Annotated in this window: 19 protein-coding genes; 9 read left to right on the top strand and 10 right to left on the bottom strand. The window is 73.1% G+C overall.

From position 1 onward, the window contains the following. Positions 1-505: 505 nt before the first annotated feature. The 5 genes from RM425_RS01810 to RM425_RS01790 form a co-directional block, all read right to left on the bottom strand. Positions 506-1,174 carry an acVLRF1 family peptidyl-tRNA hydrolase gene (locus RM425_RS01810; RefSeq protein ID WP_311343471.1) on the bottom strand — a complete coding sequence of 223 codons (669 nt, stop codon included), beginning with the start codon at positions 1,172-1,174 and terminating at the stop codon, positions 506-508. Beyond that, on the bottom strand, positions 1,171-2,433 hold the full coding sequence (locus tag RM425_RS01805; protein ID WP_311343470.1) for an alpha/beta fold hydrolase: 1,263 nt from the start codon (positions 2,431-2,433) through the stop codon (positions 1,171-1,173). Before RM425_RS01805 ends, RM425_RS01810 begins: the two co-directional genes overlap by 4 nt. Next, positions 2,434-3,648, bottom strand: a complete 1,215-nt coding sequence (locus RM425_RS01800; protein WP_311343469.1) for an MFS transporter — start codon at positions 3,646-3,648, stop codon at positions 2,434-2,436. 191 nt (positions 3,649-3,839) lie between these two features. Further along, on the bottom strand, positions 3,840-4,346 hold the full coding sequence (locus tag RM425_RS01795) for an SRPBCC family protein (protein WP_311343468.1): 507 nt from the start codon (positions 4,344-4,346) through the stop codon (positions 3,840-3,842). Further along, positions 4,343-4,672, bottom strand: coding sequence for an ArsR/SmtB family transcription factor (locus RM425_RS01790; protein ID WP_311343467.1), 330 nt, complete (start codon positions 4,670-4,672; stop codon positions 4,343-4,345). The genes RM425_RS01795 and RM425_RS01790 overlap by 4 nt, the downstream gene beginning before the upstream one ends. Before the next feature lie 73 nt (positions 4,673-4,745). On the opposite strand from RM425_RS01790, the gene RM425_RS01785 reads away from it, so the two are divergent. Beyond that, positions 4,746-4,949, top strand: coding sequence for a hypothetical protein (locus RM425_RS01785; protein WP_311343466.1), 204 nt, complete (start codon positions 4,746-4,748; stop codon positions 4,947-4,949). Positions 4,950-5,016: 67 nt separating this feature from the next. Then, entirely contained in the window at positions 5,017-5,259 is a 243-nt protein-coding gene (locus RM425_RS01780) for an acyl carrier protein (protein ID WP_311343465.1), read from the top strand. Between the two features lie 45 nt (positions 5,260-5,304). Here RM425_RS01780 and RM425_RS01775 read toward each other — a convergent pair whose 3' ends face one another. Next, on the bottom strand, positions 5,305-5,865 hold the full coding sequence (locus tag RM425_RS01775) for a TetR/AcrR family transcriptional regulator (RefSeq protein ID WP_311343464.1): 561 nt from the start codon (positions 5,863-5,865) through the stop codon (positions 5,305-5,307). A 56-nt stretch (positions 5,866-5,921) separates the two neighbouring features. Here RM425_RS01775 and RM425_RS01770 point away from each other — a divergent pair, with 56 nt between their 5' ends. Then, entirely contained in the window at positions 5,922-6,896 is a 975-nt protein-coding gene (locus tag RM425_RS01770) for a DUF2867 domain-containing protein (protein WP_311343463.1), read from the top strand. 64 nt (positions 6,897-6,960) lie between these two features. After that, positions 6,961-7,923 (top strand): NAD(P)H-dependent flavin oxidoreductase, encoded by a 963-nt coding sequence (locus RM425_RS01765; protein ID WP_311343462.1) that lies wholly within the window; start codon positions 6,961-6,963, stop codon positions 7,921-7,923. 85 nt (positions 7,924-8,008) lie between these two features. On the opposite strand, the gene RM425_RS01760 is transcribed toward RM425_RS01765, so the two are convergent. The 3 genes from RM425_RS01760 to RM425_RS01750 all read right to left on the bottom strand — a co-directional run bounded on the left by RM425_RS01760 (position 8,009) and on the right by RM425_RS01750 (position 9,702). Continuing rightward, on the bottom strand, positions 8,009-8,701 hold the full coding sequence (locus RM425_RS01760) for a DsbA family oxidoreductase (RefSeq protein ID WP_311343461.1): 693 nt from the start codon (positions 8,699-8,701) through the stop codon (positions 8,009-8,011). Between the two features lie 150 nt (positions 8,702-8,851). Further along, complete coding sequence (locus RM425_RS01755) at positions 8,852-9,229, bottom strand: FKBP-type peptidyl-prolyl cis-trans isomerase (RefSeq protein ID WP_091768897.1); 378 nt, start codon at positions 9,227-9,229, stop codon at positions 8,852-8,854. 77 nt (positions 9,230-9,306) lie between these two features. Continuing rightward, positions 9,307-9,702 carry a VOC family protein gene (locus tag RM425_RS01750; RefSeq protein WP_311344019.1) on the bottom strand — a complete coding sequence of 132 codons (396 nt, stop codon included), beginning with the start codon at positions 9,700-9,702 and terminating at the stop codon, positions 9,307-9,309. Between the two features lie 147 nt (positions 9,703-9,849). Here RM425_RS01750 and RM425_RS01745 point away from each other — a divergent pair, with 147 nt between their 5' ends. From RM425_RS01745 to RM425_RS01725, 5 genes are all read left to right on the top strand, one after another. Beyond that, complete coding sequence (locus tag RM425_RS01745) at positions 9,850-10,242, top strand: VOC family protein (protein WP_311343460.1); 393 nt, start codon at positions 9,850-9,852, stop codon at positions 10,240-10,242. 100 nt (positions 10,243-10,342) lie between these two features. After that, positions 10,343-10,804 (top strand): SRPBCC domain-containing protein, encoded by a 462-nt coding sequence (locus RM425_RS01740; protein WP_311343459.1) that lies wholly within the window; start codon positions 10,343-10,345, stop codon positions 10,802-10,804. A gap of 5 nt (positions 10,805-10,809) precedes the next feature. Continuing rightward, positions 10,810-11,169: an ArsR/SmtB family transcription factor gene (locus tag RM425_RS01735; RefSeq protein ID WP_311343458.1), complete on the top strand. Its 360-nt coding sequence runs from the start codon at positions 10,810-10,812 to the stop codon at positions 11,167-11,169. A 14-nt stretch (positions 11,170-11,183) separates the two neighbouring features. Beyond that, a complete protein-coding gene (locus RM425_RS01730; protein ID WP_311343457.1) occupies positions 11,184-11,627 on the top strand; it encodes an SRPBCC family protein in 444 nt (147 codons plus the stop codon). Positions 11,628-11,706: 79 nt separating this feature from the next. Next, positions 11,707-13,434 (top strand): glycoside hydrolase family 13 protein, encoded by a 1,728-nt coding sequence (locus RM425_RS01725; protein ID WP_311343456.1) that lies wholly within the window; start codon positions 11,707-11,709, stop codon positions 13,432-13,434. A gap of 118 nt (positions 13,435-13,552) precedes the next feature. Here the strand turns inward: RM425_RS01725 and RM425_RS01720 are convergent, their stop codons facing one another. Further along, positions 13,553-14,332, bottom strand: a complete 780-nt coding sequence (locus RM425_RS01720; protein ID WP_311344018.1) for an alpha/beta fold hydrolase — start codon at positions 14,330-14,332, stop codon at positions 13,553-13,555. Between the last annotated feature and the right edge of the window lie 12 nt (positions 14,333-14,344).

Genomic DNA, 14,344 nt, shown 5'->3' with positions numbered 1-14,344 from the left:
AGCGCAGGGACCAGGCCTAGGACGACAGCGACGCGAGAGCCGCCGGGAAATGGCGGTTCTCGCGTCGGTGTCGCGGCCCGCCCTCCATTCCGGAGCGCGGGCGAATGGCTCAGCTGTGGGTGCGGAGGATACGTCCCAGACGAGCGATGAACCGCACGCCCTCACCCTGCGACGCGCCCATCGGGGCGCGGTCGGCCTCGAGGTAGGACGGGTCCGCGAAGAGCATCGGAGCGAAGCTCATCGGGATGTTGCCCATCGTGCTGGGCCTGTGAGCGGTACGCGTTCCCATGACTGTCTCCTGACGAGTGGTCCGTGGTCGCTTTCTTCATCGGCCACACCTGGTGTTGCTTTAGTGATAACCCCGGAAAGCGCAGATCGGTACCCGGAAAGCCTGAGATGCTGCTCACCAGAAAGGCGAAAAGTGTCGGAGGCCACTCTGCGGGAGTGGCCTCCGACACCTTTCCCGCCATTCGGCACAATTCCGGCCGGATCACCCGGTCCGCGGTCAGGCCCGGTCGGCGGGCTCCACGATCGTCACCTCGACGGCGCGCAGCTGCGCCGGCGTCTCCAGGAGCACGGCCTTGGTGGGCTCCCCGACGTCGAGGTGCGGCTCCCGGCGCAGCGCGGCGAGCCTTGTCAGCCGCCGGTCGGCGAGGACCTCGTCGACCAGCCCCCTGTCTCCGCCGGTGAACAGCGAGACGACGTCCGCGAGGTGCGGGAGCAGGACCCGGGCCGCGGTGTCGGCGGCCGAGGTGACGACGGCGTCGGTCTGGTGCCCGCGGCGGCGGGCGAACCGCTGCTGGGACCACCCGCCGGCCGCCGTCCGCCCCTGGACCTGACGGGCGTCGACCTTGGACACCACCAGCCGCTCCCCGGTGAAGACGCCCACCGCCCAGCGGCCGCGGCGGACCAGGAGGACCGCCGCCGTCCGCTCGGCGCGGGCGGCCGCGGTGAAGCCGGCGAGCACCGGCTGCTCCGGCGTCCAGCCGAAGGGCGCGCGCAGCACGACCGTCGTCGTGTCGGCACAGGTGAGCCGGACCGTGCCGTCGTCGTCCGGGACGACGTCGGTGAACGCGCCGTGCCGCTCGGCGACCCCGTCCAGCCACCTGCCCAGCCGCTCCGGGGCGACGCCGAGCCGCCGTCCGCCCCCGGGCGCCGGACGGGGACGGGTCATCGGGAGCGGAGGTCGAGCAGCCGGCCCAGGACGTCCCCGGTCCGCAGGCCGTCGTGCTCGTACTCGTTGGTGACCCACGTCCGCACGTTCCCCACGGCGGCGGCCGTCTCCAGCGACAGTTCCGCGTCGACGTACATGTCGTCGAAGTAGACAGCGGCGTCGACCGGCACCTCGTTGGCCGCCAGCCGGGTCGGGTCGTAGAGCTCCGGCAGGTCCTCGCGGGCGGCGAGCGCATGCGCGGCGGGACCGAAGGGCCGCAGCGAGGCGATCTCGTCGAACATCCAGGGATAGACCATCTCGCCGGTGAACGGCAGCGGGCGCACGTCACTGTCGAAGGCCGGGGTGCGCTCGGCCTCCGCTGCCCAGGCGGTGGCGCCCGGGCCCGAGGCGTAGATGCTCTCGTGGAGGGCGGCGTAGAGCGGGTTGTCCCAGAAGGAGGTCCGGCGGGCGACCTGGTCGAGGAAGGTGTCCGACAGACCGCTCGGGGAGCCCTCGTCGAGGGCCTCCTCCAGCAGCCAGTGCAGCTCCTCCGCGCCGGCCTGGGTGCCGAGGACCTGCCCGACGGTCTGCAGCCGGCGCACGGACAGGACGTCGCCGTCGGGGAGGCGCACCGGCGCGGCCGCGAGCCGGTCGGCGACCGCGGCGGCGCGCGCGACGTCGTGCGGATACCACTCGTAGAAGCGCCGCACCTTGCCCGCCACCCGGGGATAGGTGCGCCGGTAGAGCTCGCGCGCGTCGGGCTCCAGGGCGGGCAGCCCCCCGGTGACCAGGCAGCGCTCGAGCCCGTGCGGCGCCCGGGACAGGTAGGAGAGCGTGACGAAGCCGCCGTAGCTCTGCCCGAGGGTGGTCCAGCGCCGGCCGCCGTACAGGGCGGCGCGCACGTGCTCGGCGTCGGCGACGATCGAGTCGGCCCGGAAGGCGAGCAGGTGCTCGGCCGCGGACCGGGCGTCGGGGAAGCGCGCCATGGTGGCGGCGGTGATCCGGGAGCTGCGGCCGGTGCCGCGCTGGTCGAGGAGCACCACGCGGAAGTCCTGCAGCGCGCGGGGCAGCCACCCGCCCCGGGTCGGCCGGGGCGACTTCCCGCCGGGGCCGCCCTGCAGGAACAGCAGCAGCGGCAGCTCGCGGTCGCGCGTGTCCGGGTGCACGAGCTCGCGGACGAAGACGTCGATGCCTTCGCCGTCATCGGCGGACCAGTGCAGTGGCACGGTCACCGACCGGTCCCGGACCAGCGCCCCCGGGAGGGCGTAGCGCTCGTCCACCTAGCGGGCCAGCGCAGGCACGGCCGCGTGCTCGGCCGGGACGTGCAGGGCCCGCTGTGCCAGCGCGACGACGACGGCGGCGACGGCGGCCGCGACGGAGGCCACCGCCAGGGCGGCGTTGGCACCGGAGACGTCGACGATCTTGCCCGACACCGAGGCCCCCAGGGCCACGCCCAGCGCCAGCGCCGTGCCGATCCAGGTGAACGCCTCCGTGACGGCGGCCCGTGGCACGAGCCGCTCCGCGAGAGTGAAGGCGCTGATCAGCGCCGGCGACACCGCGATGCCCGCCAGCACGACGAACGGGACCATCAGCCAGGCGTCCCGGACCAGCATCAGCGGCGCGCTCAGCAGGGTGAGCAGCACGAGCACGCCGGCCAGCCGATGACGCAGCGGCAGCCGCCAGTGGACGGCCCCCCAGCCGATGCCGCTGATCATCGAGCCGACGGCGAGACCGGCGATGAGGACCCCGGTCATCGGCTTCTCGTCCAGCTCGTCGGCGAAGGCGACCAGCGAGATCTGCAGCGTGCCGAGGACCGTGCCCACCGCGGCGGACACGACGAACAGCACCTTGAGCCCGTCGGACCGCATGGCCGAGGACATGCTCCGGTTCTCGACGGCGGTCGGCACGGGTTCGGTGCGGCGCTGCGCGGCGAACAGCAGGCTGCCGACGGTCGCCAGCACGAACGCCGTCACCAGGCCCGAGGTGGCATGGCCGGTGGTGGACAGGATGGTGACCAGCACCGGGCCGAGCACGAACACCATCTCGTCGACGACGGACTCCATGGCCAGCGCCGTCGGCAGCCGGTGGCTGCCCCGGAGCAGGTGGGTCCACCGCACGCGGATCATCGAGGAGACCGGTGGCAGGCAGGCGCCGGCCAGGCCGGCCGAGGCGAACACCAGGATCAGCGGCCAGTCCTGGCGGACGGCCAGCAGGAAGGCGCTCCCGGAGGTGACGAAGACGGCCAGCACGGGCAGCAGCACCCGGCGCTGGCCGTGGGCGTCGGACAGCCGGCCGATGAACGGCCCGGCCACCGCCGTGGTGACCGCACCGACCGCGGCGACGGCGCCGCCGAGGCCGTAGGACCCCGTCTGGTCGGCCACCAGGAGGACGCAGCCCAGCCCGACCATGGACAGCGGCAGCCGACCGATGAAGGCAGCCAGCACCATGGGCACGGTGTGCGGCGTGCGCAGCACCTGCAGGTAGGGATTCGCCACGTGGGGAAGAGCCTCCGTCGAACGGGTTGCGGCTCTCCCACGCTAACCGACCTGGGGCGGCGTCACCGGACGGGCGCGACGGCGCGCAGCGTGGTCGATCCGGCCGCCGACGCCGTTGTCGGCGGTCGGATCCCCGGCACGCTATCGCGCCGCCCCGGGTCGGTCCGCGGTCCGCGGACGCGTCTCCCCCGTCAGGGTCGGCCGTACGCGGGGCCGACCTGCGCCAGGAAGGCCGCCCACTCCCCGGGGGCCGGTGAGCCGTCCACCTCCGCACCGAACTTCGCGAGGTACCAGTGCCAGCCCAGGGCGAAGTCGGTGACGTCGGCGTCGGCACCGAAGACCTGCACGAACCGCAGCACCGTCCGGTCGCCCTCGGTGGACAGCCGGAGGTCGACCCGCCAGGCGTCGGTGTCCTGCTGGACCCACTCGACGACCAGCCGCCGCGGCGGGTCGCACTCGACGATCGTCATCGGCTCACCGACCGGCTCCTCCTCGTGGGTCATCGTGAAGGTGCCCGTCGCCCCGACGGCGCGCTCGCCCTCGTAGGTGCCGATCCAGCGGGCCATGCGGTCGGGCTCGGTGAGCGCCGCCCAGACGTCCTCGACCGGGTCGGGCCACGAGCGGCGGAACTCCAGCCGCTGCCGCCCGTCGCCAAGGCGCGTCACGACGCCCCGCCGCGTCTCCAGGTCCTCGCTCATGCCGGTTCTCCGTTCCTCCGCGCCCGCCGGCCGCGGGCGATCTCGGTGTCCAGTGCGTCCAGCCGCTGGGCCCACAGGTCGCGGTAGGGCTCCAGCCAGTCGTCGAGCTCCCGCAGCGGCCGCGGGTCCAGGGCGTAGAGACGCCGCTTCCCCTCGGCCCGCACCGTGACCAGCCCCGCCTCCCGCAGCACCCGCAGGTGCCGGCTGACGGCCGGCCGGCTCACCGGGAAGCGGTCGGCCAGCTCGCCGGCGGCCACCTCCCCGTGCGCCAGCAGCTCCACCAGTGCCCGGCGGACGGGGTCGGCGAGGGCAGCGAGGGCTTCCACGCGGACATGCGTAACACATGGGTTACGCGATGGCCAGGGATTCCTACGCCGCCGGTCGGGGCATCCCCCCGGCATGACCGTCACCGATCCCGACACCCCGGACCCGCTCAACGACCCCCGCACCCTGCAGGCCGACCCGGGCGCGCTGGGGCAGGGCGAGGACCTCGCCTCGACCGCCGACGACCCCGTCGCCTCCGGCGAGGACGAGCTGGCCCGGGACGGAACCGACGAGGGGGACGCCACCGGCGGGGCGTTCTCGGAGGCCCCGACGTCCTGATCCATGTGACGGATCGGTCCGGCACGGGTAGTCCACGAGTCCACCGTCGAGCACCCGAGGAGAACCCATGGCCACCGGTGAGACCGGCTTCGAGGACGTCTTCTACGACCTCGTGTCCGTCCAGTACCACTCGTTGAAGGCGGGCCACGACTACGGCCAGTACGTCCGGGACGCCGAGAACGCGGGCCTGCAGGACGTCGCGAGCTTCTTCCGCGAGGTGATGGAGCAGGACTCGGCCCGGGCGAAGCGCTGCCACGAGTTCCTGGGCCGGCTGCAGGGCACCGACCAGGGCGGCCCCGCCACGCAGTAGGGCGGGCGCCCCGCTCGGACCCAGCCGATGAGCGGAGCCCCCGGGTCAGCGGATGAGCAGACGCATCATCGAGTCGACGAACTCTGCCGCCTGCTCCCGCTGGGGAAGCACGCCCGGGGTGCTCCGCATCATCGTCGACCAGCCGAGGTACGAGGTGTAGGCCAGGACCGCACGATGCCGGGACTCCTCTGCGTCGATGCCCGCGGCCACCAGCTGCTCGGCCACGTAGTCGATGCGACGGCGCGTCACCCTGGTGAGGACCTCCTGCACCGCCGGATGACCGGTGTCGGCCGCCAGTCCGACGCTTCGGTCGGGCGCTTCGGCATGGGTGAGGAAGATCGCCGTGAGCAGCCCCCGCAGGCGGGAGCGACCGTCGGCCAGCGGCCCGAGCATGGCGATGACCGCGTCGGTCTCCTGGTTCTCCCAGCGCTCGAGGGCTGCCTGGATGAGGTCCTCGCGGTCGCGGAAGTGCCAGTAGAAGCTGCCCTTGGTGGTGCCGAGCGACCTCGCCAGCGGCTCGATGGCCAGGCCGGCCACGCCGCGCTCGCCCATGACGTCCAGGGCCGCGCGCGCCCAGACGTCCCGGTCCAGCCGTTCGCCCGCCATCTTCCGTACGGTACCGTACGGAGGGACCATACGGTCCCGTATGGAAGGTGGTTCCCGTGCAGGTCCACAACGTCCACGAACGCTTCGTGCCGGCTGCGCCGCACGCCGTAGGAGCTCTCCTCGACACCCTCGGTGGCGTCGAGGACGCGGTCTGGCCGCGCGACGACTGGTGGCCGATGGAGCTCGACCGCCCGCTGGGCGAAGGCGCCGTCGGCGGACACAGCGACATCCGCTACGACGTCGAGACGTACGAGCCCGGTCGCCGCGTCGTCTTCCGGTTCGACCCCGCCTGCGGGCTCGAGGGCACCCACACCTTCGACGTGCAGCCCCGGCCCGGTGGCGTGCTGCTGCGCCACGAACTCACCGGTCGTGCACTCGGCCGCACCCGCCTGCTGTGGCCACTGGTGATCCGCTCGGTCCACGACGCCGTCGTCGAGGACGCCTTCGACCGGGTGCACGAGCGGTTCGTGCCCGACCGGCATCGCACACCCTGGTCCCCCTACGTCCGGCTGCTCCGCCGGATGGCCGGGCTGACCCGCGGGGCCGGCCGCGTCCAGGCCGCGCCGCCGCCCACGGACGGCCTGCTCGCCGGGGTCGTACCCGACGTCGCCGACTCGTTCGTCGTCGCGCTGCCGCCTGGCGCGCCCACCGACATCGAGGTCTGGCGACGGAACCTCTTCGCCTCCCCACCGCCGATCGTCCAGCGGCTGCTGCGGCTGCGGGACCTCCTCGTGCGCCCGCTGGGACTGCGCACGGCGTCCCGGGCCGACCCGCTGGAGGGCTTCCCGGTGCTGGGCCGTCGCGACGACGAAGTGTTGATGGGTCTCGACGACCGGCACCTGGACTTCCGCGTCAGCTTGCGTCTGCTGCAGTCCGGTGGCGCGGCGGAGCTCCAGCTGACGACGACGGTGACCTTCCACGGCGCTCTCGGACAGCTCTACTTCGCGCTCATCCGCCCCTTCCACCGGCGGATCGTCCCGGCGATGCTGCGGTCCGCCGGCAGGAGAGGACCGGCACCCCAGCCGGCCTGACATCGCCGGCTCGCCCGCGACCGCGGGGTGGGCGGAGCAGGATGGGCGACGGCACGATGGGGCCGTGATCCGGACGCCGCTGACCCGCTGGTTCGACCTCTCCACGCCGGTCGTCGGTGCGCCGATGGCCGGCGTCTCCGGCGGCGCGCTCGCCGCCGCTGTCTCGCGGGCCGGCGGGCTCGGCATGATCGGCGTGAGCGGCCGGCACAGCGCCGGGTTCGTGACGTCGGAAGGCGCTATCCCTGCCGAGGCCGAGCTGCCGTTCGGCGTCGGGCTGATGATCTGGACGCTGGCCGAGCGGCCGGAGCTCTTCGAGGCCACGGTCGCGGCAGCGCCGAGCCTGGTGTCGATGTCGTTCGGGGATCCGGCGCCCTACGTCGGGCCGCTGCACGACGCGGGGATCGCGGTCGCCGCGCAGGTGAACACCGTCGCCGACGCACGGCGGGCGATCGACGCGGGCGTCGACGTGCTCGTCGCCCAGGGCACCGAGGCCGGCGGGCACACCGGTCAGCGCACGCTGCTGCCGCTGCTGCAGGAGGTGCTGACCCTGACCGACCGGCCGGTGGTCGCCGCCGGTGGGATTGCCACGGGCCGCGCCATGGCCGCGATGCTCGTCGCCGGCGCGGCCGGGGTGTGGGTCGGCACGGCGCTGCTGTCCTGCACCGAGGGGCTGAACGCAGCCTCGGTGCGGGCGCGCGTGCGGGAGGCGACGGGGGACGAGACCGTGCTCACCCGCGCCTTCGACGTCGCGGAGGGCATCGCCTGGCCCGAGCGCTGGCCCGGCCGGGCGCTGGTCAACGACTTCTCCCGGACCTGGCACGGCCGTGAGGAGGAGCTGCTCGGCGACGACGCCGCCCGGCATCTCGTGGTCGAGGGCCGGCGATCGGGCGATCCGGCGCACGCCCCGCTCTACGCCGGGGAGGCTGTGGGGCTTGTGACGACGGAACGCTCGGCGACCGACGTCGTCCGCGACCTCACCGCCGACGCGGAGGACGCGCTGCGCGCCGTGCCTCGGTTGCTCGGCTAGCTCCGGCGGGTCACGACTGCGCGCCTGTCCACCTCTCAGAAGCGCTGAGAGGTGGACGGGCGCGCAACGGCCGAGGCCTCCGGCCTCAGACGGCGCAGGTGTCGTCGGCGCAGCCGTCGGCGGGCGGGACGGTGACCAGCGGGTGGGCGTCGGCCCACGCGCGCTCGAGGAGCTGCAGCAGCACCTCGGCCGGCTGGGCACCGGGGGCGGCATACTTCCGGTCGACGACGAAGAAGGGGACGCCCCGCGCGCCGAGCTCGATGGCCGTCGCACTGTCCTCGCTGACCGCCCAGCGGAAGCGCCGGTCGGTCAGCGCCTCGCGCACCTCGACCTCGTCCAGGCCCACCTCGACGGCGAGGGGCACGAGCGACTCGACGTCGAAGACCGAGCGCTGCTCCTCGAAGTAGGCGTGCAGCAGCCGCTCCTTGAGCTCGTTGCGCTTGCCGTGCTCGGCGGCCAGGTGCAGCAGCTCGTGGGCCAGCAGGGTGTTGCCGCTGACGCCGTCGGCCAGGTGGTACTCCAGCCCCTCGGCGGCGGCGGTCTCCTCGAGGCCGCGCATGTTCTCGCGCATCTGCTCGACGCTGGTGCCGTACTTGGCGGCCAGCGCCGGGAGCGTCGGGTGCGTCTCGCCTTCGGGGGCGGTCGGGTCGAGCTGGAAGGACCGCCAGACGACCTCGACCTGGTCGCGGTGCGGGAACCGCTCCAGGGCGGTCTCCAGCCGGCGTTTGCCGACGTAGCACCACGGACAGACGACGTCGGACCAGACCTCTACGCGCATGCCCGGCCCAACGTCGTCGCCCGCAGGAGGATTCCGCGAAGCGGTGTCGCGCCGAGTGGGGCCCGGAGGGCTCCGCGCAGGCACGACGGAACGGCTCAGCTCACCAGGGGAACGGCTGCCGGCCGCGGTGCGATCCGGAGGATCGCAGTGTCATCGCACGCCGACGAGGTCGACGACGAAGACGAGGGTGGCGCCGGGCTTGATGACGCCGCCGGCGCCCCGTTCGCCGTAGGCCTTGTGCGGCGGGATGGTCAGCCGGCGCCGTCCGCCGACCTTCATGCCGGTCATGCCCTCGTCCCAGCCCTGGATGACCATGCCGACGCCCAGCCGGAACTCCAGCGGGTCGCCCCGGTCCCAGGAGGCGTCGAACTGCTCGCCGCCGTCGTGGGTGACGCCGACGTAGTGGGCGCTGATCAGGTCGCCGGCCTTGGCCTCCGGACCGTCGCCGACGACGAGGTCCTCGATCACCAGGTCGTCGGGGGCGGGTCCGGTCGGCGGCTCGACGTCCGGTCGCTGCAGCTCGGCCACGGTGCTCCCTCCTGCGCCGGGGCTCTCCCGGCGCCGCGACCCATCCAATCAGCGCGCGGAGCAGGTCGCCCGGGCGGTCACTGCACCGCGGACGGGTCCATCCACATGGTCTCCCACACGTGCCCGTCGGGGTCGGCGAAGCTGGTGCCGTACATGGAGCCGTGATCCTGGGCCGGCTGCCACGGCTTGCCACCGGAGTCCAGGGCGCGAGCGAGCATGTCGTCGGCCTCCTCGCGCGAGTCGACGGACAGCGTGTTGAGCACCGTCGTGGCCTGGGCCGGGTCGCCCACGACACCACCCGGCACGAAGTCGGCGAACCGCTCGCGGGTCAGCAGCATGACGGTGATCTGCTCGCTGATGACGACCGATGCGGCGCTCTCGTCGCTGAACTGCTCGTTGAAGCCGAAGCCGAGGCCGCCGTAGAAAGCCTTGGCCCGGGCCAGGTCGGCGACAGGGAGGTTGATGAAGATCATTCGCACGGGTGTCTCCTCGCTCTCCGACCGGCCGTCCGGCCGGCTGGGTGGCTGGGTGGCACGCCCTCGCGTGCCGTCAGCTCATCCGACCGGCGCCCGCAGCGGAACTCATCGACCGATGTCGGTCCTCGTCGCTACGGTCCGGCCATGATCGACCACCTGGGCCTGCAGTGCGCCGACGCCGCGGCGGCGGCCGCCTTCTACGAGCGGGTCTTCGCGCCGTGCGGGGTGCGCGAGCTCATGCGGTACGACACCCCGCACGGGCCCGTGATCGGTCTGGCCGGGCCGGACGGGATGCCCCAGCTGTGGACGTCTCCGCTGGAGGAGCCGGGGAACCGGCCGGTGCACCTGGCGCTGACCGCACCATCCCGGAACGCCGTCGATGCGGTGTTCGCCGCGGCGCGCGAGGCGGGCGCGGAGATCCTGCACGAGCCGCGGGAGTGGCCGGAGTACCACCCCGGCTACTACGGCGTCTTCTTCCGCGACCTCGACGGCAACAACGTCGAGGCCGTGCACCACGGGTTCCCCGAGCCCGCCTGACCGAAGCGTCGCCCCGCCCATCCGCAACCAGTGGTTGCGCTGGCCGCCGTTCCTCGCTACCGTCATCCGCAACCAAACGTTGCAGGAAGGGCGGCAGGACATGGACCACGGGACGATCGAGCGGGAGCTCCACATCGACGCCTCACCGGAGGTGGTCTTCGACGTGGTGAGCAACCCCGAGCACGTGCGCGAGTGGTGGCCGGACGAGGCGGAGTACCCGGTGGTGCCCGGTGGAGCGGGACGGATCTGCTTCGGCGACCCCGCTGACGGCGGCACCTGGGTGCAGTTCACCGTGGTCGACGCCGTCCCCCCGCGGCTGTTCTCCTTCCGCTGGACGTACACCGACGGCCAGGTCGCCGCGCCCGGCAACTCGATGCTCGTCGTCTTCGAGCTCGAGCCGGCCGGGAGCGGGACGCGGCTGCGGATGACCGAGAGCGGGTTCCGCGAGCGCGGCTGGGACGAGGCGAAGGTCGCCGCCGAGCACGCCGACCACGTCACCGGGTGGGACTTCTACCTGCCGCGGCTGACCGCGTACGCCGCGCGCCTCGGGACGAGCGCCTGACCGCGATGGTGGACGACGACCTCTGGTCGGCCGTCGGCGACCCGACCCGGCGGCGGATGCTCGATCTGCTGCTGAGCGAGGGCGGCGGAACGGCGACCAGCCTGAGCGAGCGTCTGCCCGTGACGCGTCAGGCGGTGGCCAAGCACCTCGTCGTCCTCGACCGGGTCGGGCTGGTGCACGCCACCGCCATCGGCCGCGAGCGGCAGTTCCGCGTCGACCCCGAACAGCTCGCCCGGGCCGTGGCCCAGCTCGCCGACGTCGGCGCGGCCTGGGACGCCCGCCTGCACCGCATCAGGCGCATCGCCGAGACGATCCAGCATCGCGCGGACGAGAACGGACAGCAATCCACCGAGAAGGAGCAGTAGAGAGGACCACGGAGATGGCAGACATCCTGCACCGCGTCGGCGTCGAGCACTCGTCGCCGCAACGGGTGTACGACGCGCTCACCACACTGGACGGCCTGTCCGGCTGGTGGGTCGAGAAGACCACCGGCGACACCGGGCGCGGCGGCGTCGTCGAGTTCCGGTTCGGTCCGGGCGGAATCGACATGGAGGTCGCCGAGCTCGATCCGGGCCGGCTCGTCCGCTGGGATGTCGTGGACGGGCCGCAGGAGTGGATCGGCACGAGCGTCCAGTGGGACATCCGGCAGGACGGCGACTGGACGATCGTGCTGTTCCGGCACGAGGGCTGGCGCGAGCCGGTCGAGTTCATGCACCACTGCAGCACCAAGTGGGCCACGTTCCTGATGAGCCTCAAGGAGCTCCTGGAGACGGGAACGGGCGCACCGGATCCGCGGGACGTGCGAATCAGCGACTGGCACTGAACCGCACCGCGGGACGGTCCGGCATCCGCCGGGTCGTCCCGCGGGTGCGCGGAGGCGGGCACCGTGCTGGGCTGGGCCGATGACCGACTCCCAGCTCGCGGACGAGCGGCAGCCCTGGTGGACCCGCGCCGTCGTCTACCAGGTCTATCCGCGCTCGTTCCACGACTCCGACGGTGACGGCATCGGTGACCTGGGCGGGATCCTGCAGCGTCTGGACCACCTGGCCGACCTGGGCGTCGACGTCCTGTGGCTCTCGCCGGTCTATCCCTCGCCGATGGCCGACAACGGCTACGACATCAGCGACTACCGCGGCGTCGACCCGATGTTCGGCTCGCTGGAGCAGCTCGACGAGCTGATCGCCGCCCTGCACGCGCGCGGGATGAAGCTGCTGATGGACCTGGTGGTCAACCACACCAGCGACGCCCATCCCTGGTTCGAGGAAAGCAGAGCGAGCAGGTCGTCTCCCAAGCGCGACTGGTACTGGTGGCGGCCGCCGCGCGGAGGCTTCTCCGGCGGCGACCCCGGCGCCGAGCCGACCAACTGGCAGGCGGCGTTCTCCGGGCCCACCTGGACCTACGACGAGGCGAGCGGCGAGTACTACCTGCACCTGTTCGACCGCCGGCAGCCCGACCTCAACTGGGAGAACCCCGAGGTCCGGCAGGCCGTGCACGAGATGATGCGGTGGTGGCTCGACCGCGGGGTCGACGGCTTCCGCATGGACGTCATCAACATGATCTCCAAGGACGTCGCCGAGGACGGCCACCTGCACGACGGGCCCCCGATCCCCGGGACGTCGCTGGGTGACGGCTCCGCGTCGTTCATCTGCGGCCCGCGCATCCACGAGTTCCTGCAGGAGATGCGGCACGAGGTGTTCGCCGGACGGAACGGAACGTTCCTCACCGTCGGCGAGATGCCCGGGGTCACCATCGAGCAGGCGCGGCTGTTCACCGATCCGGCCCGCGCCGAGGTGGACATGGTGTTCCAGTTCGAGCACGTGAACCTCGACCACGAGGGCAGCAAGTGGCGCCACGTCCCCCTGCGGATGCGCGACCTCAAGGCCTCCTTCGGACGCTGGCAGGCGGGGCTGGCCGACGTGGGGTGGAACTCCCTCTACTGGGACAACCACGACCAGCCGCGGGCGGTCTCCCGCTTCGGTGACGACTCCCCGGAGTTCCGGCGCGACTCGGCGACCTGCCTGGCCACCCTGCTGCACCTGCACCGCGGGACGCCCTACGTCTACCAGGGGCAGGAGATCGGGATGGCCAACTTCCCGTTCACCTCGCTCGAGGAGTTCGCCGACGTCGAGTCGCTCAACCACCACGTGCACGCGGTGTCGGCCGGGCACGATCCCGCCGAGGTGCTGGCCGCGCTGCGGACGATGAGCCGCGACAACGCCCGCACGCCGGTGCAGTGGGACGCCTCCCCGAACGCCGGGTTCACCACGGGCACGCCGTGGCTGGCGGTGAACCCCGACCACGTCGAGTGGAACGCGGCGGCGCAGCGCGAGGACCCGGCGTCGGTGCTCGCGCACTACCGCCGGCTGATCGCGTTGCGCCACGAGCTCCCGGTGGTGGCGCTGGGCGACTTCGCCATGCTGCTGCCCGAGCACGACCACGTGTACGCGTTCACCCGCACGCTGGAGGGCACCACGCTGCTCGTCGTCTGCAACCTGTCCCGCACGTCCTACGAGCTGGCCACGCTCCTCCCCGAGGCGCTGGGCGCGGAACTCGTGCTGGGCAACCTGCCCGACGACGACCCGATGGTGCTGCGCCCCTGGGAGGCGCGCGTCCTGCGGCTGGATGCGTGAGGTTGCGTGACCGTCGACCCGGTCGAGGGCCGAGGGTCCGGCTCGTGGAGGAACGCATGCGGGCGATCGGCCGGCTGCTCATGCCCATCCGGCTGGCCTGACCGGCCGCCCCGGCCCGTCAGCGCGACGTGCGGTCCAGGACCAGCCGCACGGTCTCCGCCGGCTCGTCCCACAGCGGGAAGTGGCCGGACCGTGCGAACCAGTGCAGCTCGGCGTCCGGGAACGACGCGACGGCCCGGGACGCCTGCCGGGCGAGGGTGACCCGGTCCCGGCGGCCCCAGCCGATGGTCAGGCGCCCGGGCAGCGTGCCCGCCGGTGCACCCTGCTGCTTCGGCCCGCGGGCCAGGTCGTCGAGCACCGCGCCGAAGTCCGGCGAGTCGAGGTAGCCCTCGAGCTCGGTGCGGACCACGTCGCCGTCCAGGGCCCACGGGCGGGCGGAGAACTGCGCCAGCAGGGCGGTGCGGCCGGCCGGGTTGCCCAGCAGAGCGGGCAGCGCGGGGCGGATGCGGCGGAGCAGCGCCACCGACGCCGCGATGCTGGTGCGGAAGACCGCCGCCTCCCGGTCGGTCCAGAAGCCCCCCGGATCGAGCGCGACGTTGTCCGCACCGATGCCGCGGCGGCTGAGCTCCAGCACCATCCTCGCGCCCAGCGAGCTGCCGACCAGCGAGGCGCCGGCCAGCCCCTCGGCGCGCAGCCACTCCTGGAGGGCGTCGGTGAGCGCCGCCATGGACGGATCGGGCAGGGGCGGGGTGTCCCCCGCGAACCCCGGCAGGTCGACGGCGACGACGCTGCGGTGCGCGCGCAGCCCGTCGAGCACCGGTTCCCAGGTGCGCCACGACCCCCCGAGCCCGTGCACGAGGACGAGCGGAGGGCCGGATCCGGAGCGGTGCGCGGTCATCGTCACCGCTCG

The organism is Blastococcus goldschmidtiae (assembly GCF_031845325.1).
Classification (GTDB): domain Bacteria; phylum Actinomycetota; class Actinomycetes; order Mycobacteriales; family Geodermatophilaceae; genus Blastococcus; species Blastococcus goldschmidtiae.
Note: the sequence above shows the minus strand (reverse complement) of the source record. Positions and strands in the feature narration are given on the sequence as shown.

What these genes read in the sequence shown, in the direction of transcription:
- RM425_RS01775 (WP_311343464.1), bottom strand. Translation starts at nt 5,865, where the DNA reads ATGGCGGGCGAACGGCTGGACCGGGACGTCTGGGCGCGCGCGGCCCTG.
- RM425_RS01785 (WP_311343466.1), top strand. Translation starts at nt 4,746, where the DNA reads ATGACCGTCACCGATCCCGACACCCCGGACCCGCTCAACGACCCCCGC.
- RM425_RS01810 (WP_311343471.1), bottom strand. Translation starts at nt 1,174, where the DNA reads ATGACCCGTCCCCGTCCGGCGCCCGGGGGCGGACGGCGGCTCGGCGTC.
- RM425_RS01760 (WP_311343461.1), bottom strand. Translation starts at nt 8,701, where the DNA reads ATGCGCGTAGAGGTCTGGTCCGACGTCGTCTGTCCGTGGTGCTACGTC.
- RM425_RS01750 (WP_311344019.1), bottom strand. Translation starts at nt 9,702, where the DNA reads ATGATCTTCATCAACCTCCCTGTCGCCGACCTGGCCCGGGCCAAGGCT.
- RM425_RS01795 (WP_311343468.1), bottom strand. Translation starts at nt 4,346, where the DNA reads ATGAGCGAGGACCTGGAGACGCGGCGGGGCGTCGTGACGCGCCTTGGC.
- RM425_RS01725 (WP_311343456.1), top strand. Translation starts at nt 11,707, where the DNA reads ATGACCGACTCCCAGCTCGCGGACGAGCGGCAGCCCTGGTGGACCCGC.
- RM425_RS01780 (WP_311343465.1), top strand. Translation starts at nt 5,017, where the DNA reads ATGGCCACCGGTGAGACCGGCTTCGAGGACGTCTTCTACGACCTCGTG.
- RM425_RS01720 (WP_311344018.1), bottom strand. Translation starts at nt 14,332, where the DNA reads ATGACCGCGCACCGCTCCGGATCCGGCCCTCCGCTCGTCCTCGTGCAC.
- RM425_RS01740 (WP_311343459.1), top strand. Translation starts at nt 10,343, where the DNA reads ATGGACCACGGGACGATCGAGCGGGAGCTCCACATCGACGCCTCACCG.
- RM425_RS01745 (WP_311343460.1), top strand. Translation starts at nt 9,850, where the DNA reads ATGATCGACCACCTGGGCCTGCAGTGCGCCGACGCCGCGGCGGCGGCC.
- RM425_RS01735 (WP_311343458.1), top strand. Translation starts at nt 10,810, where the DNA reads ATGGTGGACGACGACCTCTGGTCGGCCGTCGGCGACCCGACCCGGCGG.
- RM425_RS01730 (WP_311343457.1), top strand. Translation starts at nt 11,184, where the DNA reads ATGGCAGACATCCTGCACCGCGTCGGCGTCGAGCACTCGTCGCCGCAA.